We start from the raw sequence: 18,524 nt of genomic DNA, 5'->3' as shown, positions 1-18,524 counted from the left end.
CCTTACCCTTTTGTCTTTTTTCTGTGTACATTCCGAATAGTCTTTTTCTTTCCCGATTTTCCGGCCTTTTCTCTACCCTGAAGATGCTGTCCAGTCTTTTCTGTCCTTTTTCCTCCGGTCTGTCCAGCCTTTTCACCCTTTCTGGGCCGTATCAGGGATTTTCCACCAAATCCAATAAGATCGGTTCTTCCTGCTCTTTCCAGGGCCTCCCGGACCAGCTCATAATTCTCTGGTTTCCGATATTGAAGAAGGGCTCTCTGCATGGCTTTCTCCCTGGAATCTCTGGGCACATAGACCTTTTCTCCTGTCCGGGGATCTATACCTGTGTAATACATACAGGTGGACATGGTCGACGGGGTAGGATAAAAATCCTGGACCTGCTCCGGCATAAAGCCCATATCCCTTACATACTCTGCCAGCTTTACCGCCTCTTTCATGGTACAGCCGGGATGAGAGGACATAAGATAGGGCACTGCGTACTGCTTCATTCCATATTTCTCATTAGCCTTATAAAATCTCCTGATAAACTCCTCATATACCTGATGCTCTGGTTTGCCCATGTAATACAGAACCTGGTCTGAAACATGCTCGGGAGCCACCCGAAGCTGTCCGCTTACATGGTAGCGTACCAGTTCGTCCAGAAATTCCGGCGAAGGATCCTGGTTCACATAGTCAAAGCGGATTCCTGAGCGGATAAAGACCTTCTTTACTCCTGGCAGCTTACGAAGCTTCCTAAGGAGTTCCAGATAGTCCTTATGATCTGCCTCCAGATTTTTACATGGTTTTGGAAAAAGGCACTGTCGATTTGTACAGATTCCCTTTGTCATCTGCTTCTTGCAGGAAGGGTGACGGAAATCTGCCGTAGGCCCTCCCACATCATGGATATAACCCTTAAAATCCGGCTCTCTGGTAAATTTCTCTGCCTCTTCCAAAATAGATTCCTGACTTCTGGTCTGGACAATCCTTCCCTGATGAAAGGCCAGGGCGCAGAAATTACAGCCCCCGAAGCAGCCCCGGTTGCTGGTAATGCTGAACCGGATCTCTTCGATAGCCGGAATTTTTCCCTTTTTCTCGTACATAGGGTGATAGGTCCCCGCATAGGGCAGGCCGTATACTTCGTCCATCTCCTTCTGACTCAGTGGCTTGGAAGGCGGATTCTGCACAATATAGCCTTTGCCGCCATAAGATTCCATCAGCACATTACCCGTAAAAGGGTCTGTATTCTCATACTGTATCTTAAAGCTTTTGGCATAAGCCCTTTTATCTCCGGAAACTTCCTCATAAGAGGGAAGAAGGATTCCCTTCTTAGGCGGCTCCTTGGTCCTGTACACTGTTCCTGGAATATTTGTAATATGTTCTACGGGAATTCCCATATCCAGAGCTTCGGCAATCTTCAGGATACTCCTCTCGCCCATTCCATAGGAGATCATATCTGCTCCGGAATCCAGCAGGACCGAATGTTTCATAGCATCTGCCCAGTAATCGTAATGGGCCATTCTTCTGAGAGAGGCTTCGATCCCTCCCAGGATTATAGGAGTATTCTTATAGGTCTGGCGAATCAGATTGCTGTATACTGTCACCGCCCGGTCTGGCCGAAGCCCCATTTCCCCTCCGGGAGAATAAGCGTCGGTCTTTCTGTGTTTTCTGGAAACCGTATAATGATTTACCATAGAATCCATATTTCCCGCTGAAACCAGAAAGGCCAGTCTGGGCTCCCCGAAGAGGGCAATACTCTCCTTCTTTTTCCAGTCAGGCTGAGAAATAATACCTACCGAGTATCCCCGGCTCTCTAATAATCTTGTAATAATCGCCGCACCAAAGGAAGGATGATCCACATAGGCGTCTCCTAAAATATAGACAAAATCCGGCTGGAGGATTCCTCTCTCCTCCATCTCTTCCCTTGTCACCGGCATAAATTTTCCGCTCATAGGCACTCCCTGAGAACCTCATAATAGTCCTGGATATACCAGTCTGCCAGCTCTCGTTTTTGTTTTTCCTGTCCCTTGCTGAAATCGTCTTCTACGGCGCAGACCTTCATGCCAGCCCGTTTTCCTGCCAGGATTCCCATAGGAACGTCTTCAAATACCAGACAGTCAGCCGGAGAAATCCCAAGACCTCTGGCAGTCTCCAGATATACATCCGGCGCAGGCTTGCCCGCCGGCACCTGACAGCAGGTAGTAATACAGTTGAAACAATCTTCTATCTTATGAGCCTTTAAGACTGTCCGAATCAGTTCCTGGCTATTACTTGAGCTGATCCCAATCTGAAAGTCTCTTTTTTTCAATGCTTCTAAAAATTCACCGGCCCCCGGCTTTAAAGGTACCTGATTGCAGTATTTATCCTCTGCCATGAGAATCCAGGTGTTCTTGATCTCCTCAATAGAATCGGCAAGGTGAAACCTCTCTTTAAAGAAACAGGCTGTCTCCGTAAATCCCATGCCTTCCAGCTCGTCCTGAAATTTCTGGATATCCTCCGGAATCACCACCCCTTTTTTTGAAAGGAACTCCAGGTCAATCTCCTTCCACATCCACATAGAGTCTACCAGGGTTCCGTCTAAATCAAATATCACTGCTTTTTTGTTTTCCAGCATGTTCTTTTAACCTCTCAATTTCCTCCTGGGTCAAAGGTCTGTACTCTCCTGGATCCAGTCCCTCGTCCAGAACCAGGCTGCCCATAGACAGCCTTTTTAAATACAGCACTTCATTGTCTACCGCCTGGAGCATTCTCTTTATCTGATGAAATTTCCCCTCTCTGATAGTAAGACAAAAACTTGTCCTCTCCGGAGATAATCGGGATACCTTTCCAGGCAGAGTCTGCTTTTCTTCCCCGATATCTACTCCTGTCTCCAGCATTCTGACATCTTCATCAGACAACGGTTTCCCGGCTTTCACAAAATAAGTCTTGTCCACATGTTTCTTTGGAGACAGCAGTTCATGGGCTAAAGGGCCGTCGTTGGTAATAAGCAGCAGCCCTTCCGTATCCTTGTCCAGCCGCCCCACAGGAAAAAGGTCTTTTCGCTTTTTCTCCTGTATCAGATCCAGCACTGTCTTTTCTCGCTTGTCCTCTGTGGCAGATACCACTCCTCCAGGCTTATTCAGCATATAATACTCCTGCTTTGCATAAGATACCGGCTGGCCTTTTGCCGTCACCTGATCTTTCTGGATATCGATCTTATACTCCGGGGTTCTTATGGGGGTTCCGTTTACCAGGATCAGACCTTTTCTAATATCCTTTTTCACTTCACTTCTTGTTCCCAGACCCATATCCGCCAGAAATTTGTCCAGTCTCATCATTTCAACTATCTAAGCCTCCATCCTGCATAATACTTATTCTTCAGGATTCCGTTGTTTAACTTGCCCCAGCCCAGAGCGAATCCCTCCACACATACCAGCTGCCAGCCTGTTTCTCGGGCTGTAGGGATATCGCCTGTTTCAATGGTCTCCCCTTTCAGATATTTTACAGTTCTGATGTCTTCTGAGGAAAGGTTGATACAGGAGTCAAAAGTCTCCGGTGAAAGAGCCATAGCCAGAGCCTGGCTGGGCTCAAAACGGTTTTTCTTTGCCTCCCCAAGATACAGTCCTGTGCGGAGATACCGGAGTCTGGGCATCGCTCCTCCCTCAGGAAGAAAGTATACCCTCTCACCCTCCATCTTAAAAAATCCCCGGGAAAAATCCATGGACGTCATCTTCAGGAAATCCTGGACCGGCAGAGGCAGGGAAATACTTTTTTCTTTTGCCGGCCTTTCTTCTGCAGCCTCTCCTTTTTTCCTTATCAGAGCTGCAAAATGTCCTTCTCCGGAAATCTTATGGGGAAAGAGGCGGATGCATTTCTGAAGCCGTCCATTCATCTCTTCTGCCTCTCCTTCTAAAGGAAAACCTTTGGAAAATCCTTCATAGGGTTCCGGCTCCACTGTCTCCATATCTGGCCGTTCCTTTAAAAGATAAGCGATAACTTCCTCATTTTCTTTTTTGGAAAAGGTACAGGTAGAGTAAAGGAGCATGCCGCCGGGGCGGAGCATATCTGCTCCCTGAAGGATCAGACGTTTCTGAATCTGGGCATAATAAGCCGGAGGCTTCTCTTCCCAATACCGGGCCATCTGGGGCTCTTTATGGAACATCCCCTCCCCGGAACAGGGGGCGTCGATAAGAATTTTATGAAAATATTCCGGAAACTTTTCACAGAGTTTCTCTGGGTCCTCGCTGGTTACATAGTAATTGGCCAGACCTGTCATCTCCAGATTTTTCAAAAGAGCCTTTGCTCTGCTGTTGCTGATATCGTTTGCCACCAGAAAGCCCTTCCCCGACAGCCGGCAGCCCAGCTCTGTGGCCTTTCCTCCCGGTGCAGCGCACAGATCCAAAACCCGATCCCCCGGCTCCACCGGGAGACGGCTGGCCGGAGTCATAGCACTGGGTTCCTGTATGTAATAAAGCCCTGCATAATAATAGGGGTGTCCGGAAGGGCCAGCGCCCTTCTCCTCCCCCTTTTCCTTTTCCACAAAATATCCATTTTTCGTCCAGGGAACCGGCTGACTCCCAAAAGGGTCCATTGCCTCCCACTTTTCCTTTGTCAGCTTTCGGGAATTAAATCGCAGTCCCTGGCGCACTGGTTGGTCATAGGTAGCCAGATAAACGGGATACTCCTCTCCCAGAAGCTCTTTCATCTCTTCTTTAAATTTTTTCGGTAATTCTATCATCTCTGCCAGTTCCCCTCAACTCCTTTAAAGTTCAGCGCCTGAGCCTGATATCCTTCCGCTATAATGTCCAGTTCTCTGTGAAACCGCTCAAGCTGCTGCAGGTCCTTTCTTTTGTAGATTCTGTAAAACTCATCCTGTATCTTTGCCACTTCTCTCTTATTGGAATAATGATACAGGTTTTCAATATTATTCAGAATATCTGCCACCAGGTTGGACTGATGAAGCATGGAATTCTGTGCATCCATAACCTCATTTCGAACAGAAGACATCTCCGTATCCAGCTGGATAATAGAATTCGCCGCATTAGTCAGCCGCTCTGCCAAATGGGCAGGCATATTCCCCTTGTACTTATACTGAAGGGAATGCTCGATAGTTGCCCAGAAATTCATAGCCAGGGTGCGGATCTGAATTTCTGCCCGGATTTCTTTTTTCCCATCTAGGGTCTCTGTGGCATAGGAAATGATCATATGATAACTCCGGTATCCGCTGTCCTTCATATGGGTCACATAATCCTTGATTTCCAAGACCTTCATATCACTGCGCTTTTGGATCAGGTCCGCCACTTTTTCGATATCCTCATAGAACTGACAGATGATCCGCACTCCGGCAATATCTTCTACTTTTTCTTCCAATTCTTCCCAGGATATGTTCTTTCTCTGCATTTTTTCCAGAATACTGTTGATGGATTTCACTCTCCCTGTCACCTCTTCAATGGGAGAGTACAAGTCCTTCTCCTGATGCTCTTTTTTCAGATGGTTAAACTTCATAACCAGCTCTTTCACTGCAAGTTCATAAGGGATCAGCAATTCACGCCACAAACGTATTTCCATAACACATTACTCCTTAACTATATCTTAAAAGTATAGCATATTTTTTTTCTTTTTAATAGAAAAAAATTTTCTGCTTTTCCTGTAAGAACTTCAGTACCGGATAGGGATTCAGGGCATACTCTTCTTCCTTTTCCGTCCGCACATAGATTCCCAGATGGAGATGAGGGGGGAATTTTCCTGTCGTTCCTTCTGTTCCATATCCGCTGTCTCCCAGGAATCCCAACAGTTCTCCGGCATTTATCTTTTCTCCCTCTGTAAACTTCCGGCCATAGGAAGAAAGATGGGCATAGTAAAAATATCCGCCTCCCGAACTGCGGATGCCGATCCGCCAGCCGCCTAGAGGCAGCCACCCAACTTGCTCTACTACTCCGTCAGTAATGCTCACCACTGGATAATAACCGCTGATACTTTGACTGCCGAAAATATCGCAGCCTTCATGGAGCCTTTCCCCGCCATAATTTCTCTTATCGTGCCAGCCATTCTCAAAGAAAAACTCTTCTTTACGGCTGCAGGGAAAAGCCAGGGGAAAGTATTCCAGATCTTCCCAGAATTCTACATAGAGCAGGGCATCTTCACTGCTGATTCCTGCCTCCTGAAAGCTCTCCTGAGGGATTCCCGCCTCCCGAAGCACACCAAGAGAGGTTTTTTCCTCCAGATTTCCCAGAAGCAAAGCGTCTGCAAATAAAAGCAGCCATAAAAACAGCAGACATCTTCCCAAAAAAACACCTCCGTCCTCCAAAGACGATACCCGACGGCAATAAGTTCTTACCAGTGTATCATTTTATGCACGGACAGAGGCATTTATGACATTATCCTTTCAGATTTTTCAAAACTTCCAGCAGATATTCCCATACCCTTTTAACAGAAGATATCGACAGCTGTTCTTCTGTAGTATGGATATCTTTCATATCAGGTCCCAGAGACACACAGTCCAGTCCCGGAATTTTCTCATAGAAAAGGCCGCACTCCAGTCCTGCATGGATAACCTTTACCTCTGGTTTGGTATGATAAAGTTTCTCGTAGATATCCACCATATAAGGGCGGAGTTTCGAATCCTGCTTATACTCCCAGGAAGGATAATCTCCCTCTGCTTTATATTCCCCGCCTAAAAATTCAGTAAGATAAGCAATCTTATCTGCCAGAGCCTTTTTCTCTGTAGCTACAGAACTGCGGACACTGGCTGAACACTGGAAATCCTCCTGGGTCAGTCTGGCAATTCCCAGGTTGCAGGAAGTCTCCACCAGACCTTCCATATAACCGCACATCTTCTGGATTCCGTTAGGATAGTGAAGAAGGAAGAAAAGGAGCTTTTCCAGGCTTACCGGGTGAAGTGTGGGTTCTTCTCCTTCTCCTCTTGCCTCTACTGTAACTGTAATGCCTTCATCACTGCCCGCATATTCTTTCCTCAGATTCTCTGTAAATTCATTGGCAAAACTCTGGAGTTCTGCACCGGCTTTACTATCCGCCAATATCAGTGCCCTGGCTGTCCTTGGAATGGCATTGTCTTTTTGCCCTCCTTCCAGCTCTGCCAGAACATAGTCCTCTTTTTCTCTGGCTTCAAAAAGGAATCTTCCTAAAAGAAGGGTTGCATTGGCCCGGTTTTTATCAATCTCAGCACCGGAATGTCCCCCCAGAAGTCCGGACACCGTAACTTCGTACTTCATGCCCCTGGTCTCCTGGTATTTCACTGGTATGCTGGTCTGAGCGGTGAGTCCTCCTGCACAGCCTACCCAGAGATATCCTTCCTCCTCAGAATCCAGATTGATCAGATATCTTCCCTTCAGCGGAGCAGTATCCAGGGCTGCTGCACCCAGAAGTCCGATTTCTTCGTCCACTGTGATCAGCACCTCAAGAGCAGGATGCGGAAGGCTGTCATCCTCCAGGATTGCCAGAGCATAAGCTACTGCAATGCCGTCATCCCCTCCCAGAGTGGTATCCTCTGCGGAAATATAATCCCCTTCTACCACCAGTTTCAGAGGGTCCTTAGTAAAATCGTGAGCGCTGCCTGGAGTCTTCTCACACACCATATCCATATGGCCCTGAAGAATCACGCAGGGAGCCTTCTCATAACCTTTGGACGCTTCTTTAAAAATGATGATATTATTGCTTTCGTCCTGTATATATTTCAGCCCATGGTCTCTGGCAAATCCCGCCAGATAATCGCTGATCTGCTTTGTATTTCCTGAGCCGTGGGGAATCTTTGTAATTTCCTCAAAATAATAAAATACCCGTTCCGGCTGTAAATTTTTTAAAACAGACATATTCTACCTCCTGGTTTTCCTGATTTCCTCTCTTATTCTTACACATTCCCTGAGAAATGGCAAGCCTCCATTTTCCAGTCATGAAAAAGGCTGTTTTTCATATATTTTTAATAAAGGTTTGGAGGACATTCTCTATGAAACGTATTTTCTTCTGTCTGTCTTTTTCCTGTTTTTTACTTTTTCTTCTTTTCTTCCCCAGAACTGCCGTAGCATGTGCCAGATCCGGTCTCATGCTCTGGTTCAACACCCTTCTGCCCTCCATGCTTCCTTTTATGATACTCTCCGGGATTTTCATGAAAGCCGGCTTTATAGAAAAGCTTCTGGCTCTCACAAAGGGCTTTTGGAAATCTGTTTTTCATCTCACACCTATGGGGGGATACGGTCTACTCATAGGAATTTTCTGTGGTTATCCCATGGGGGCAAAAACTGCAGCAGACCTTTATCAGGACCACAGGATTTCCCGGCAGGAGGCCTGCTACCTTCTGACTTTTTCCAATCATCCCGGACCTGCCTTTCTCTCTTCTTATCTCTGCGTAGAACTTCTCCACAGAGAATGGCTCATACTTCCTGCCTATGGAATCCTTTATCTCTCCAGTTTTTTCACCTCTCTGCTTTTCCGCCGCTGCTATTCCTTTGATGAAAATTCTCTCCCAGAATTCAAAAGAAAAGAGGCATCCGCCGCTTTCTCCTGGGGAGAAGCGCTGGACGCCTCTATTATGAACAGTTTTTTGTCGATTACCAAGCTGGGGGGATATATCATCCTGTTTTCCCTTATCCAGGGAATCCTGGAGCTTTTACCTGGTCTTCCTGCTGACCTGAAATGTCTGCTGCTGGGATTTACAGAAATCACCACTGGAACTATGGCCATTGCTCAGAGAAACTGGAATCTGTCTGTCTCTTTTCCTCTGCTGCTGGCTCTTACTGCCTCTGGAGGACTTTGCATCGCTTTCCAGTCAAAATCCATGCTGGCCGAAACAGACCTTCCTCTGTCTCCTTACCTGAAGGGAAAGTCCTGCTCCTCCCTTTTCACCCTGCTCCTTGGAAGATTATTCATCGAAATCGTCAAAATCGTCATCTAAATCATCATATTCATCATCGTATTCGTCATCATCTTCATATTCTACCTGGCTGTCTTCCTGATAGTCATTCTGAACAGTTTCCTGTACAGGTGCTGCACTCTGAGGAGCCGTCCCACCCTGAAGCTGAGGCGCCAGTTCTGCTCTGTTCTGGCGGATTACATCCAAAGACGCCTGGAGAGCCTGTACAAATTCATTATACTTGCCGGCGGCATTTTCCAGCATACTGGAAGCAATCTGTCCCATATTGCCCATAAGCTCATCTGTATAGGACACCGCGCTCAGACGAAGAGCATTTGCATCATTAGTAGCCGCATCAATGATTGCCTGGGCCTGCTGGTTTGCACTGTTGATGGTTTCATTTGCCTGGGCATATGCCTGCTGCATAACCTCGGACTCTTTCACCATTTCCTGAACCTGCTTCTTAGTATCTTCAATAATATTATCTGCCTTTGACTGGGCATCCGCCAGAATGGCATCTTTATTGCTGATGATCTTCTGATAGCGTTTAATCTCATCAGGCGTTTTCAGACGCAGTTCCCGCAGAAGTTCTTCAATTTCTTCTTTATTTACAATAATCTTTGTTGTGGATAAAGGCTGATATTTACAGCTCTCTACATATTCCTCGATTTCCTCAATGATTTGTTCAATTCTGCTGCTCATTTCTCATTTCTCCTTAATGTATTTTCTTCCTGGCTGCGGAAGAATCTTTCTGCCTCTTATCATCCGGCAGGATTCCGCCGATATTTTTCCTCTACTTTGCGCACCACGTATTCCGGTACAAACTTGGAAATATCTGCTCCGAAATAGGCGGCTTCTTTCACTGTTGTAGAACTTAGGTAGGCATATTCAAGACTAGTAGTCAAAAACATGGTATCTACATCTTGGGCCAATACCCTGTTGGTCTGAGCCATCTGAAGTTCATACTCAAAATCTGTAATAGCACGCAGTCCCCGGATAATCACCTTTGCGTTACAGCTTCTTGCAAAATTTACGGATAACCCGCTAAAAGATGTAACCGCTACATTAGGCACATCTTTTGTTATATTCTCTAATATATTAACACGTTCCTCCACAGAAAACAACGGACTTTTTGCAGAATTATTCAAAACTCCTACAATCACCTCGTCAAAAAGCGCTGCAGCCCTGCGGATAATATCTAAATGACCATATGTGGCGGGGTCAAAACTCCCCGGATAGATTGCTCTCGCCATACTTATGCCTTTCTGATAAACACATGCATGTTTGTCTTATATTTTTTTTCTCTGACAGTAGCAAATCCATAACTTTCCAGATAAGAAAAATCTGTATCCAGAGATGCCTCAACAATGATCAGCGTCTCCTCGCTTACATAAGAAGCATCTTTCAAAACTGCCAGTACCTGTTCTTCCAGTCCTTTTCCATAGGGAGGATCCATAAAAACGCAGTCAAAGGGATCCTCACCCTCCAGAAGGCGGAGTGCTGTCAGCGCCTCCTGCCCCAGAATCCTGGTTCTGTTGTCCAGCCTGGTAAATTTCAGGTTCTCCTCAATGATTTTTACTGCTTTTCTGTTTTTCTCAATAAAGGCGCAAAAATCTGCCCCCCTGCTCAATGCTTCAATCCCGATTCCGCCGCTTCCGGCAAAAATATCCAGAAACCGGCATCCGCACATATAGGGCTGGAGAATGTTAAAAAGGGTCTCCTTGATCCTGTCTGTGGTGGGTCTTGTGTCCAAACCCGGAATTGTCTTCAGGGGCATACTTTTTGCGCTTCCTGCAATTACTCTCATATATTAGTCCTTTTCCATGTCAGGGATTCAGACGGTAATCCAGATCCCCGTGTTCCAGTCCCAGTATCAGTGATTCTGCCGTTGCGATATTGGTGGCAATGGGAATATTGTACTGGTCACAGCACCTGGAAATCTGATATACATCTGGTTCTTTGGGATCTATCATGGCCGGGTTATAGAAAAAGATGACCATATCAATGTCTCCTCTCTCTATCATCTCCGTAAACTGTTTGTCTCCCCCCATACTGCCAGGAAGAAATTTATGGACATGAAGATTCGTAGCTTCTTCAATCCTTCTACCTGTTGTCCCTGTAGCATATATCTCATGCTTTGAAAGAATATTCTTGTATGCAATACAAAAATCCTCGATCAAAGCCTTTTTACTGTTATGTGCTATAATTCCTATGTTCATCTGCATCATCCTCATTATTTTTTGTCAAAAATCATTATAGCAAAAACGCTAACTTTTTTCAATTATCATTTATAAATTTATACATTTTTTACAAAGCAATGGCAATTCTCTCCAAAATACTCTGTACTGCCTTTCTGAATCCCTTTTCCTTTCTATAAGTCTGATTTCTTATTGTAATATAATTCTCAGAATTTGTCAAAACATGAAAGAACTTCTAGTGTATTTTTTATTTATTTTCATATACTACCACTGTAACAAAAAACAACTTTCAAAGGAGGAACTAAAAATGTCTAACAGTAATTCTTCTAACAAAGCTGCAGTGCCAGAGGCAAAAAGCGCATTAAACCGTTTTAAATATGAGGTAGCCAATGAGTTGGGAGTGCCCCTTACAGACGGTTACAACGGCAATCTGACTTCTAAGCAGAACGGTTCTGTCGGCGGATATATGGTCAAGAAAATGATCGAAGCTCAGGAAAGACAGATGTCCAGCGGAAGTTCTCAGCAGTACTAAAAAGCCATAATTTCCTGCCGTAAAAATATAGAGCAGGACTTCATGGCAAAAAATCAGGGCAGAAGATATCAACAGCTGATGTCTCCTGCCCTGAAATTTTACAACATTTATATTGGAATTATAAAAACTTAACTTATAACTCTACTTTTCTTCCGCCTTCTACAAATTCGCCGTTTACTACATAGTAAGCAGCATGCTCTTCAGGCTTTACGTAAATCTGGATATCCTTGATATCGCTTTCTTTTTTGCCAGTTTCAGCCATCCATGCTTTTTTTACATTGGCTTTTACATCATCTAAATTATACTCTGCACCTGCGAACTGAACAAATACAGATTCTTTTATTTCTGCCTTCTCTACAGTCTTTTTAGCAGCAGTCTTTCTAACGGTAGTGGTCTCTTTTTTTACTGGTGTTGCTTTTTTTGCCGGTGCTTTCTTTTCAGCAGCAGCAGTTTCTGTTTTAGATTCTTCTGTCTTCGCCGGAGTTGTCTTCACAGCAGCTTTTGTTGCCGGAGCTGCTTTTGATGTTGTCTTTCTTGGTGACATAAAAATTCTCCTCCTTTATACTTCCAACTCTAAATGTCCCGTTTATCATATACCTTTTTTTTTTAATTTTCAAGTTTTTCCCGGAAGTTTATGGTTTTTTACAGAAACATAACATACAGTCAGAATCAAAAAGTCATGGTTTTATATGGCATCGTAAGCCCTGGATTACAGCCCCGGAGACTCCATTTTATCCCTGGCATAGGACAGAAGCCGATCCTTTAATCGGCTGTTCTGTTCCAGACTCAGCTCCGGGTCCAGGAGCAAGATGGACCCGGCTGCCTCACTGGCTTTTTTCAGGATATCCGCATCCTGAAAAATATCTCCCAGTCGGAATTCCAGCATGCCGCTCTGACGTATACCCAGCAGATCTCCCGGGCCCCGCAGTCTCAGGTCCTCTCCTGCTATGAAAAATCCGTCATTAGATTTAACCAGGATATCCAGCCGTTTTCTGGTCTCCTCATCATTGCCTCCGTAAATAAAGATACAGTAAGACTGATGCTCTCCCCGGCCTACTCTCCCTCTTAGCTGATGAAGCTGGGCCAGTCCGAACCGCTCTGCATTTTCTACCAGCATCACTGTAGCATTTGGAACATTTACGCCTACCTCAATAACGGTTGTAGATACCAGCACCTGTATCTCATTTCGGGCAAACGCTCCCATGATCTCGTTCTTCTGGGCTGCTTTCATTCTCCCATGGAGGTACGCTACCTTAATCTGAGAAGGAAGGATCTCAGAAAGCATCTTGCTGTAATCCAGCACGTTCTCTGCCTCCAATCCTTCGCTTTCTTCTACCATAGGACAGATCACATAAACCTGTCTTCCCTGCTGGACCTGGTTTTCAATGAATCTATAAGCTTTTGGCCGGTAAGAAGTATCCACTACACAGTTTTTTATGGGGAGCCGCCTGGCAGGAAGTTCATCCATAATGGATATGTCCAGGTCCCCATAGAGGATGATCCCCAGAGTTCTGGGAATAGGCGTTGCACTCATAACCAGCACATGGGGCTTCTGTCCTTTTCTGGAAAGATCCTCTCTCTGGTCAACTCCAAATCTGTGCTGTTCATCTGTGATCACGAGAGCCAGGTCATGATAGAAGACTTTTTCCTGGATTAATGCATGGGTACCAATAATCAGCTTTGCTACTCCATCTTCAATCTGTTTATAGATTTCCCTTTTCTCCCTGGCCTTAGTAGAGCCTGTGAGCAGCACTGCCTGATAGGAAAGGCCCTGTTCCTCTAAAAGCTTGCACAAACCCTCATAATGCTGTCGGGCAAGGACCTCTGTAGGCGCCATCAACGCTGCCTGATATCCATTAGCTGCAGCCAGAATCATAGCCAGAAAAGCAATAATGGTTTTCCCGCTTCCCACATCTCCCTGGACCAGTCTGGACATAAGATGCTCCCCGGTCATATTTGTCTCAATCTCATTCCAGACCCGCTTCTGAGCCTTTGTAAGGGAATAAGGCAGATTTTCGATAATATTTTCAGTCTCCCAAACTGGTTTTAAATGAAAGGCATTCTCTTGGTTTTGGTTCTTTTCTTTCATCATGCGAACAGAAAGAACAAAAAGTAAAAACTCATCAAAGACCAGACGCTTTCTTCCCAGTATCATGTCTTCTCTGTTTTCTGGGAAATGAATATGGGTTACTGCATAATTGTACTCTGCCAGCTGATAATGAGTCCTGTATTCTTCCGGAAGATATTCCTGGGTCATCTCCCTTTCTTCCAGTATCTGTCTCATAGTCTTTGCCATGAATTTATTGGTCAGTCCCTTGGTCAGACTGTAGATCGGATAGAGGACATGGAGCCGTTCCTCATACTGTTCCCTGGAGAAGATTTCCGGATGTTCCATAGTCTTTCTTCCCTTTTTTTCCACTACCAGTCCCCGGAAAATATACAGGCCTCCCGGCCTCAGAGTATTTCTGAGGAAAGGCATATTATACCAGGTAAACCACAGTGTTTCCTTTCCTTCTCTGGCGCTGGCGGTAATAACCGTAAGCCTGCCTGTATTTTTCACCCCTACTTTTCCAGAAAGTCTTGCCAGTACCGCCCATTTCTTTCCCGGAGTCGTCTGTGGGATTTCTACGGGTTCCCGATATTCATCATAGTCTCTGGGATAATACCGCAGGAAATCTCCCACTGTAAATATCCCCAGCTTTCCCAGGAGCTTTTCCGTCTTTTCACCAATTCCTTTAATTGTTCGTATACTGTCCTGTTCTCTCATTCTCTCACTCCTGCCTTGATGGTAAAAAGAGGCTGGAAGGAAACTGCTGCATCTTTCAATGCCGCAGTCCTCTTCCAGCTCATCTGAATCTTCCTGTGTACAATTTCATTTACTTTCATCACAAGGAAACCATATACCGGTTTTATTATTCTACAGAAATCACGTAGTAATAGATAGGCTGTCCGCCATAGTTGATCTCAATATCATAATCCGGATACAACTCTTCCAGACGGGAAGAAATTTCCTCTGCATCTGCCTCTGTAACTTCTTCTCCATAATATATGCTGATCAATTCACAGTCATCATCTGTCATCTGCCCTGTCATTTCCACAGCTACATCCTGGATATCCTGTCCTACTGACAGAATACCCTTGTCGCCGATTCCCATGATATCGCCCTGATGGATTTCCTTGTCATCAATTCTGGTATCACGTACCGCATAGGTTACCTGGCCGGTCTTTACATTCCCGATAGCTTCCATCATCTCTGCGGTATTTTCCTCTACGTTCTTTTCCGGCACATAGGAGATCATAGCCGAAATTCCCTGGGGAATAGTTTTGGTCGGAATGACTACGATATTTTTATCTTCCGTCAGGTCTCTGGCCTGGTTTGCAGCCAGTATAATATTTTTGTTATTCGGGAAGATAAATATGTTTTTCGCATTTACTTCTTCAATAGCCTTCAGCATATCCTCTGTACTGGGATTCATAGTCTGTCCGCCCTGGATAAGATAGTCGGCTCCCAGCTCCTTGAAAATCTCTCCCATACCTTCGCCTACGGATACAGAAATGAAACCAACTTCTTTCTCCGGTTTTGCAGCTTTTTGAGCCGCCTGCTGAGCCGCCATTTTTTCTGCTTCTTTTATCACTTTCTCATGATGCTCCAGACGCATGTTGTCAATCTTCATATTGGAAAGCTGGCCATAGGTCAGAGCTCTCTGGATGGCTTCTCCCGGGTCATTGGTATGGACGTGGACTTTCACAATATCGTCATCTGCCACTACTACCAAAGAATCTCCGATAGACATCAGATAATCCTTAAAATCTTCTTCGTCCTTATCGGTAAATTCTTTTTCCAGCATGATAATAAATTCTGTACAATATCCAAATTTGATATCACTCTCTTCTGCCGATACCGGTTTTGTTCCCGTAAGCTTTACTGCCGGTTTCTCAAAATCCAGATTGATCTCTTTGCCCAGGTAGCCGTCAAAAGCGCCTTTCAGCACTTCTACAAGCCCCTGTCCGCCGGAATCTACCACTCCTGCTTCTTTTAAGACAGGCAAAAGTTCTGGTGTTTTGGCAAGGACTGTCTCCGCTTCTGCAATCACATCTGTAAAAAAACTCTCCAGGCTTTCACTGTCCTCTGCAATTTCTGATGCTTTTTCTGATACGCCCTTAGCCACCGTAAGGATTGTACCTTCCTTTGGCTTCATGACTGCTTTATAAGCCGTTTCTACTGCCCGCTCAAAAGCTTTTGCAAAAATGGGAGCATCAATCTCCTCATGCTTCTCAATAACCTTTGTAAATCCCCTTAAAAGCTGTGACAGAATAACTCCGGAGTTACCTCTCGCCCCTCTTAAAGAGCCGGAAGATATGGCCTTTGCCAGACTTTTCATATCCGGATCTGACAGTGCATTCACCTCAGACGCCGCAGACATAATGGTCAAAGTCATATTTGTCCCTGTATCTCCATCAGGAACCGGGAAAACATTCAGCTCATTAATCCACTCTTTCTTTGCTTCCAGATTCTTGGCCCCTGAAAGAAACATCCGTCCAAGGATCTTTGCATCAACAGTATTGGTATTCACAACAAGTTTCCTCCTTATTAATCAATTACTCTCACGCCTTCTACAAGGATGTTGATTTTCTCTATAGTAAGACCGGTAAATTCCTCTACCTTATACTTTACATTACTAATCAGATTATCAGACACTGCAGAAATGCTTACCCCATAAGCAACGATCACATGAAATTCCAAAGTGATCCTGTTGTCCGCTATCGTCACATTAATTCCGTGTTTCAGGCTGTCTTTCTTTAAAAGTTTTACAAGCCCGTCCTTCATACTCACTGCGGCCATACCTACTATTCCAAAACATTCAACCGCTACGCTTCCCGCATAAGTGGCAATGACATCTGTATCAATCGTAATTTTTCCTAAACCTGTATCAACAAATCCATTCATGCCGGACACCTCCATAATTTTATATAAGCTATTCTAACATATCTTTTCCTAAAACGAAATAATAATTTAATTTTTTTAGAATTTTACTTGCAAATTAAAATCTAATCTGCTAAAATAGCTAGTGTTGTGAGTTTGTTTATACGGACTTAATATATATTTAGGGAGGTGCTACCATGGCAAGATGTGCTATTTGTGACAAAGGCGCTCATTTCGGAATTAATGTCAGCCATTCTCATAGAAGAACAAACAAGATGTGGAAATCCAATATTAAATCTGTAAGAGTTAAGACAGAGAACGGAAATGCAAAGAAAATGTATGTTTGTACTTCCTGCTTAAGAAGCGGTAAAGTTGAGAGAGCATAATGAGTATTATATGAACAGGTCTTGCCCGGTAGGACAAGGCCTGTTTTTATTATACAGGAAACTTCTTTCCACAGCTGTGTCAACAGCAAAATAAATTATACCCTGCCAGGAGACACAGGGCGGCAGCCACCACCATCAAAAAGCTTTTTGGAAAGATCAGAGCGATAAAAAGCCCTGCTCCCACACAAAATAATGCAAGTCCCCACACTCTGCGCATGTTCTGTTTCTCCTTTATCTCTCATTAACAGTATATGCAGACCTGTGGGGACCCATTATATAATATTATATTTCTTTTTTCTCTTCTTCTGTCTTATCTTCCGTCTTTTTTTCTTCCTTTTCCTCAGAAAGGACTACCTCACTTTTCTTACTGTCGGTAAATTTATTCAGGAAGTCCGGTACCATATCCAGAATTTTGGTCAGTCCGTCCTGATTCTTGATATTTACCAGCTTGGTCACGCCGCCGGAAATAACCAAGACTGCACTGGGAGAAACCTTTCCTCCCATACCGCCGCCGCCATTATTTTTTTTCTCACCGGAGAAGGCTCCTGCCCCCACTCCGAAAGTAACATCTACCAGAGGAAGGATGATCGTGTCTCCCACTGTAATCGTTTCCCCTACCACAGTCTTAGTGGTAATAAAACTGTCCATTCCTTTAAACAAAGATTCTACTGTAGATTGAAAGTTATTGTTTTCTGAAGCCATAGCTGGTTCCTCCTTCATGTTAATTAAAATGTCTGATTATATAGCGGATATCCCGGCTGCGAAGAATCTTCACTGCTGAGATAAGCAGTACAATGCCATACATTCTCCCTTTAAGAGAGATTGTTCCTTCTAAAACTGTCTGGTCAAAGCAGGGTTCTATGCTAAAATTTTCTCCATACAGCGGATAAAATATGCCTGCTGCCCCAAGAATTTCTCCCGTAAGACAGGGATCTTCTGTACCGAACTTTATACGCCCTTCTATTTTCCTTGGTTTCACATGAGCAAACATCTTTTTTCCTTCCTGAAGAATCAGACACATTCCTCTTTTGAATTTTTCACTTTCCAAAAAATTTTTAATTTTCCTTATTTTATCACAGATACCTTTTGCTGTTAATTGAAATTTACGGAAAGCCTCAAATATTTTTCCCGGAATCTGGAAAATAGCTTTAACTTTTCCCAGCAGTCTCTGAGCTTTTCCTTCAGTCTGCCGGAAATCTTCTCCCCTTTGTTCTTTTCGTGAGCCTTTCTCCTCCAAAGCTTCTTTTGCTTCAGAACTTTCCTTGGAAGTTTTTTCTTCTGAAGCTTTGTCCTGTTCCGGTATTTCCCGCCCTTCTCTTTCTGCCGCCTGTACTTTGGCTGCCTTTGCTTTCTTTTTTTTCTTCTCTTTTCTCTTGGAAAGTTCTTCAAGAACCTTTAAAAGAGGAATCCCGAAAATACGGACTCCATATCCTGCTTCTCCCTGACTGCTGTCATACCACACAGAAAAAGAAACCAGGTGACAGAGCCAGGATACTTTGGCTTTTCCTCCATATTTATTCTCATCTTTATATCCCTGGGCGCTGTATCTAACAGGACAGAAAAGAACCCCAAGTACTGTCAGCAAGAAAATCCCCAGCAGTATTAACAGAAGGATACCTATAAATTTTAAGATCATCAAAACAATATGTAACACCGCCATTTT

22 protein-coding genes are annotated in these 18,524 nt (G+C 44.4%); 3 read left to right on the top strand and 19 right to left on the bottom strand.

Features of this window, described 5'->3' with window-relative positions:
- Positions 1 to 2 precede the first annotated feature (2 nt).
- From B5G33_RS04330 to B5G33_RS04300, 7 genes are all read right to left on the bottom strand, one after another.
- Entirely contained in the window at positions 3 to 1,928 is a 1,926-nt protein-coding gene (locus B5G33_RS04330) for a YgiQ family radical SAM protein (protein ID WP_087416857.1), read from the bottom strand.
- Positions 1,925 to 2,590, bottom strand: coding sequence for an HAD family hydrolase (locus B5G33_RS04325; RefSeq protein WP_087272170.1), 666 nt, complete (start codon positions 2,588 to 2,590; stop codon positions 1,925 to 1,927). Before B5G33_RS04325 ends, B5G33_RS04330 begins: the two co-directional genes overlap by 4 nt.
- On the bottom strand, positions 2,559 to 3,293 hold the full coding sequence (locus B5G33_RS04320; protein ID WP_087272167.1) for a pseudouridine synthase: 735 nt from the start codon (positions 3,291 to 3,293) through the stop codon (positions 2,559 to 2,561). Before B5G33_RS04320 ends, B5G33_RS04325 begins: the two co-directional genes overlap by 32 nt.
- A 5-nt stretch (positions 3,294 to 3,298) precedes the next feature.
- Complete coding sequence (locus B5G33_RS04315; RefSeq protein WP_442856598.1) at positions 3,299 to 4,690, bottom strand: RsmF rRNA methyltransferase first C-terminal domain-containing protein; 1,392 nt, start codon at positions 4,688 to 4,690, stop codon at positions 3,299 to 3,301.
- Positions 4,690 to 5,523, bottom strand: a complete 834-nt coding sequence (locus tag B5G33_RS04310) for a GTP pyrophosphokinase (protein ID WP_087272161.1) — start codon at positions 5,521 to 5,523, stop codon at positions 4,690 to 4,692. The genes B5G33_RS04315 and B5G33_RS04310 overlap by 1 nt, the downstream gene beginning before the upstream one ends.
- 52 nt (positions 5,524 to 5,575) lie before the next feature.
- Entirely contained in the window at positions 5,576 to 6,241 is a 666-nt protein-coding gene (locus B5G33_RS04305; protein WP_242971330.1) for a M23 family metallopeptidase, read from the bottom strand.
- A 91-nt stretch (positions 6,242 to 6,332) separates the two neighbouring features.
- Positions 6,333 to 7,784, bottom strand: a complete 1,452-nt coding sequence (locus B5G33_RS04300; protein ID WP_087416855.1) for an aminoacyl-histidine dipeptidase — start codon at positions 7,782 to 7,784, stop codon at positions 6,333 to 6,335.
- Positions 7,785 to 7,918: 134 nt separating this feature from the next.
- Here B5G33_RS04300 and B5G33_RS04295 point away from each other — a divergent pair, with 134 nt between their 5' ends.
- The gene (locus tag B5G33_RS04295) at positions 7,919 to 8,863 is read left to right on the top strand and encodes a hypothetical protein (protein ID WP_087416854.1); all 945 of its coding nucleotides are present in this window, start codon (positions 7,919 to 7,921) and stop codon (positions 8,861 to 8,863) included.
- Here B5G33_RS04295 and B5G33_RS04290 read toward each other — a convergent pair.
- Genes B5G33_RS04290 through B5G33_RS04275 form a run of 4 tightly spaced genes read right to left on the bottom strand, consistent with a single transcriptional unit; the run spans position 8,831 to position 11,040 of the window.
- Positions 8,831 to 9,523 carry an ATPase gene (locus tag B5G33_RS04290; protein WP_087416853.1) on the bottom strand — a complete coding sequence of 231 codons (693 nt, stop codon included), beginning with the start codon at positions 9,521 to 9,523 and terminating at the stop codon, positions 8,831 to 8,833. The two genes, B5G33_RS04295 and B5G33_RS04290, sit on opposite strands and share 33 nt — an antisense overlap.
- Before the next feature lie 59 nt (positions 9,524 to 9,582).
- Positions 9,583 to 10,074, bottom strand: a complete 492-nt coding sequence (coaD, locus tag B5G33_RS04285) for a pantetheine-phosphate adenylyltransferase (protein WP_087416852.1) — start codon at positions 10,072 to 10,074, stop codon at positions 9,583 to 9,585.
- 2 nt (positions 10,075 to 10,076) lie between these two features.
- The gene (rsmD, locus tag B5G33_RS04280) at positions 10,077 to 10,628 is read right to left on the bottom strand and encodes a 16S rRNA (guanine(966)-N(2))-methyltransferase RsmD (protein WP_087416851.1); all 552 of its coding nucleotides are present in this window, start codon (positions 10,626 to 10,628) and stop codon (positions 10,077 to 10,079) included.
- Between the two features lie 19 nt (positions 10,629 to 10,647).
- Positions 10,648 to 11,040 carry a methylglyoxal synthase gene (locus B5G33_RS04275; protein ID WP_087272144.1) on the bottom strand — a complete coding sequence of 131 codons (393 nt, stop codon included), beginning with the start codon at positions 11,038 to 11,040 and terminating at the stop codon, positions 10,648 to 10,650.
- Between the two features lie 286 nt (positions 11,041 to 11,326).
- Between B5G33_RS04275 and B5G33_RS04270 the strand changes: the two genes are divergently transcribed.
- Entirely contained in the window at positions 11,327 to 11,551 is a 225-nt protein-coding gene (locus B5G33_RS04270) for an alpha/beta-type small acid-soluble spore protein (RefSeq protein ID WP_087416850.1), read from the top strand.
- Between the two features lie 133 nt (positions 11,552 to 11,684).
- Here the strand turns inward: B5G33_RS04270 and B5G33_RS04265 are convergent, their stop codons facing one another.
- The 5 genes from B5G33_RS04265 to B5G33_RS04250 all read right to left on the bottom strand — a co-directional run bounded on the left by B5G33_RS04265 (position 11,685) and on the right by B5G33_RS04250 (position 16,499).
- Entirely contained in the window at positions 11,685 to 12,095 is a 411-nt protein-coding gene (locus tag B5G33_RS04265; RefSeq protein ID WP_242971329.1) for a DUF6465 family protein, read from the bottom strand.
- 165 nt (positions 12,096 to 12,260) lie between these two features.
- Positions 12,261 to 14,318: an ATP-dependent DNA helicase RecG gene (recG, locus tag B5G33_RS04260; protein WP_087416849.1), complete on the bottom strand. Its 2,058-nt coding sequence runs from the start codon at positions 14,316 to 14,318 to the stop codon at positions 12,261 to 12,263.
- Complete coding sequence (locus B5G33_RS22190; RefSeq protein ID WP_275532370.1) at positions 14,315 to 14,437, bottom strand: hypothetical protein; 123 nt, start codon at positions 14,435 to 14,437, stop codon at positions 14,315 to 14,317. Before B5G33_RS22190 ends, recG begins: the two co-directional genes overlap by 4 nt.
- A 26-nt stretch (positions 14,438 to 14,463) precedes the next feature.
- Positions 14,464 to 16,125, bottom strand: coding sequence for a DAK2 domain-containing protein (locus B5G33_RS04255; RefSeq protein ID WP_087416848.1), 1,662 nt, complete (start codon positions 16,123 to 16,125; stop codon positions 14,464 to 14,466).
- Positions 16,126 to 16,142: 17 nt separating this feature from the next.
- Positions 16,143 to 16,499: an Asp23/Gls24 family envelope stress response protein gene (locus tag B5G33_RS04250; protein WP_087272131.1), complete on the bottom strand. Its 357-nt coding sequence runs from the start codon at positions 16,497 to 16,499 to the stop codon at positions 16,143 to 16,145.
- Positions 16,500 to 16,672: 173 nt separating this feature from the next.
- Here B5G33_RS04250 and rpmB point away from each other — a divergent pair, with 173 nt between their 5' ends.
- The gene (gene rpmB / locus B5G33_RS04245) at positions 16,673 to 16,861 is read left to right on the top strand and encodes a 50S ribosomal protein L28 (RefSeq protein ID WP_087272127.1); all 189 of its coding nucleotides are present in this window, start codon (positions 16,673 to 16,675) and stop codon (positions 16,859 to 16,861) included.
- Positions 16,862 to 16,940: 79 nt separating this feature from the next.
- Here the strand turns inward: rpmB and B5G33_RS21605 are convergent, their stop codons facing one another.
- The 3 genes from B5G33_RS21605 to B5G33_RS04235 form a co-directional block, all read right to left on the bottom strand.
- A complete protein-coding gene (locus tag B5G33_RS21605) occupies positions 16,941 to 17,078 on the bottom strand; it encodes a hypothetical protein (protein WP_164496692.1) in 138 nt (45 codons plus the stop codon).
- 65 nt (positions 17,079 to 17,143) lie between these two features.
- Positions 17,144 to 17,563, bottom strand: a complete 420-nt coding sequence (locus B5G33_RS04240) for a GerW family sporulation protein (protein WP_087272124.1) — start codon at positions 17,561 to 17,563, stop codon at positions 17,144 to 17,146.
- A 19-nt stretch (positions 17,564 to 17,582) separates the two neighbouring features.
- Positions 17,583 to 18,521 carry a DUF2953 domain-containing protein gene (locus B5G33_RS04235; protein ID WP_087416847.1) on the bottom strand — a complete coding sequence of 313 codons (939 nt, stop codon included), beginning with the start codon at positions 18,519 to 18,521 and terminating at the stop codon, positions 17,583 to 17,585.
- Between the last annotated feature and the right edge of the window lie 3 nt (positions 18,522 to 18,524).

The organism is Blautia sp. An81 (genome assembly GCF_002161285.1).
Classification (GTDB): domain Bacteria; phylum Bacillota; class Clostridia; order Lachnospirales; family Lachnospiraceae; genus Blautia; species Blautia ornithocaccae.
Note: the sequence above shows the minus strand (reverse complement) of the source record. Positions and strands in the feature narration are given on the sequence as shown.

What these genes read in the sequence shown, in the direction of transcription:
- B5G33_RS04320 (WP_087272167.1), bottom strand. Translation starts at nt 3,293, where the DNA reads ATGATGAGACTGGACAAATTTCTGGCGGATATGGGTCTGGGAACAAGA.
- B5G33_RS04275 (WP_087272144.1), bottom strand. Translation starts at nt 11,040, where the DNA reads ATGAACATAGGAATTATAGCACATAACAGTAAAAAGGCTTTGATCGAG.
- B5G33_RS04310 (WP_087272161.1), bottom strand. Translation starts at nt 5,523, where the DNA reads ATGGAAATACGTTTGTGGCGTGAATTGCTGATCCCTTATGAACTTGCA.
- B5G33_RS04330 (WP_087416857.1), bottom strand. Translation starts at nt 1,928, where the DNA reads ATGAGCGGAAAATTTATGCCGGTGACAAGGGAAGAGATGGAGGAGAGA.
- recG (WP_087416849.1), bottom strand. Translation starts at nt 14,318, where the DNA reads ATGAGAGAACAGGACAGTATACGAACAATTAAAGGAATTGGTGAAAAG.
- rsmD (WP_087416851.1), bottom strand. Translation starts at nt 10,628, where the DNA reads ATGAGAGTAATTGCAGGAAGCGCAAAAAGTATGCCCCTGAAGACAATT.
- B5G33_RS04325 (WP_087272170.1), bottom strand. Translation starts at nt 2,590, where the DNA reads ATGCTGGAAAACAAAAAAGCAGTGATATTTGATTTAGACGGAACCCTG.
- B5G33_RS04290 (WP_087416853.1), bottom strand. Translation starts at nt 9,523, where the DNA reads ATGAGCAGCAGAATTGAACAAATCATTGAGGAAATCGAGGAATATGTA.
- B5G33_RS21605 (WP_164496692.1), bottom strand. Translation starts at nt 17,078, where the DNA reads ATGCGCAGAGTGTGGGGACTTGCATTATTTTGTGTGGGAGCAGGGCTT.
- B5G33_RS04270 (WP_087416850.1), top strand. Translation starts at nt 11,327, where the DNA reads ATGTCTAACAGTAATTCTTCTAACAAAGCTGCAGTGCCAGAGGCAAAA.
- B5G33_RS04265 (WP_242971329.1), bottom strand. Translation starts at nt 12,095, where the DNA reads ATGTCACCAAGAAAGACAACATCAAAAGCAGCTCCGGCAACAAAAGCT.
- B5G33_RS04240 (WP_087272124.1), bottom strand. Translation starts at nt 17,563, where the DNA reads ATGGCTTCAGAAAACAATAACTTTCAATCTACAGTAGAATCTTTGTTT.
- B5G33_RS04295 (WP_087416854.1), top strand. Translation starts at nt 7,919, where the DNA reads ATGAAACGTATTTTCTTCTGTCTGTCTTTTTCCTGTTTTTTACTTTTT.
- rpmB (WP_087272127.1), top strand. Translation starts at nt 16,673, where the DNA reads ATGGCAAGATGTGCTATTTGTGACAAAGGCGCTCATTTCGGAATTAAT.
- B5G33_RS04300 (WP_087416855.1), bottom strand. Translation starts at nt 7,784, where the DNA reads ATGTCTGTTTTAAAAAATTTACAGCCGGAACGGGTATTTTATTATTTT.
- B5G33_RS04235 (WP_087416847.1), bottom strand. Translation starts at nt 18,521, where the DNA reads ATGGCGGTGTTACATATTGTTTTGATGATCTTAAAATTTATAGGTATC.
- B5G33_RS22190 (WP_275532370.1), bottom strand. Translation starts at nt 14,437, where the DNA reads ATGAAAGTAAATGAAATTGTACACAGGAAGATTCAGATGAGCTGGAAG.
- B5G33_RS04250 (WP_087272131.1), bottom strand. Translation starts at nt 16,499, where the DNA reads ATGAATGGATTTGTTGATACAGGTTTAGGAAAAATTACGATTGATACA.
- coaD (WP_087416852.1), bottom strand. Translation starts at nt 10,074, where the DNA reads ATGGCGAGAGCAATCTATCCGGGGAGTTTTGACCCCGCCACATATGGT.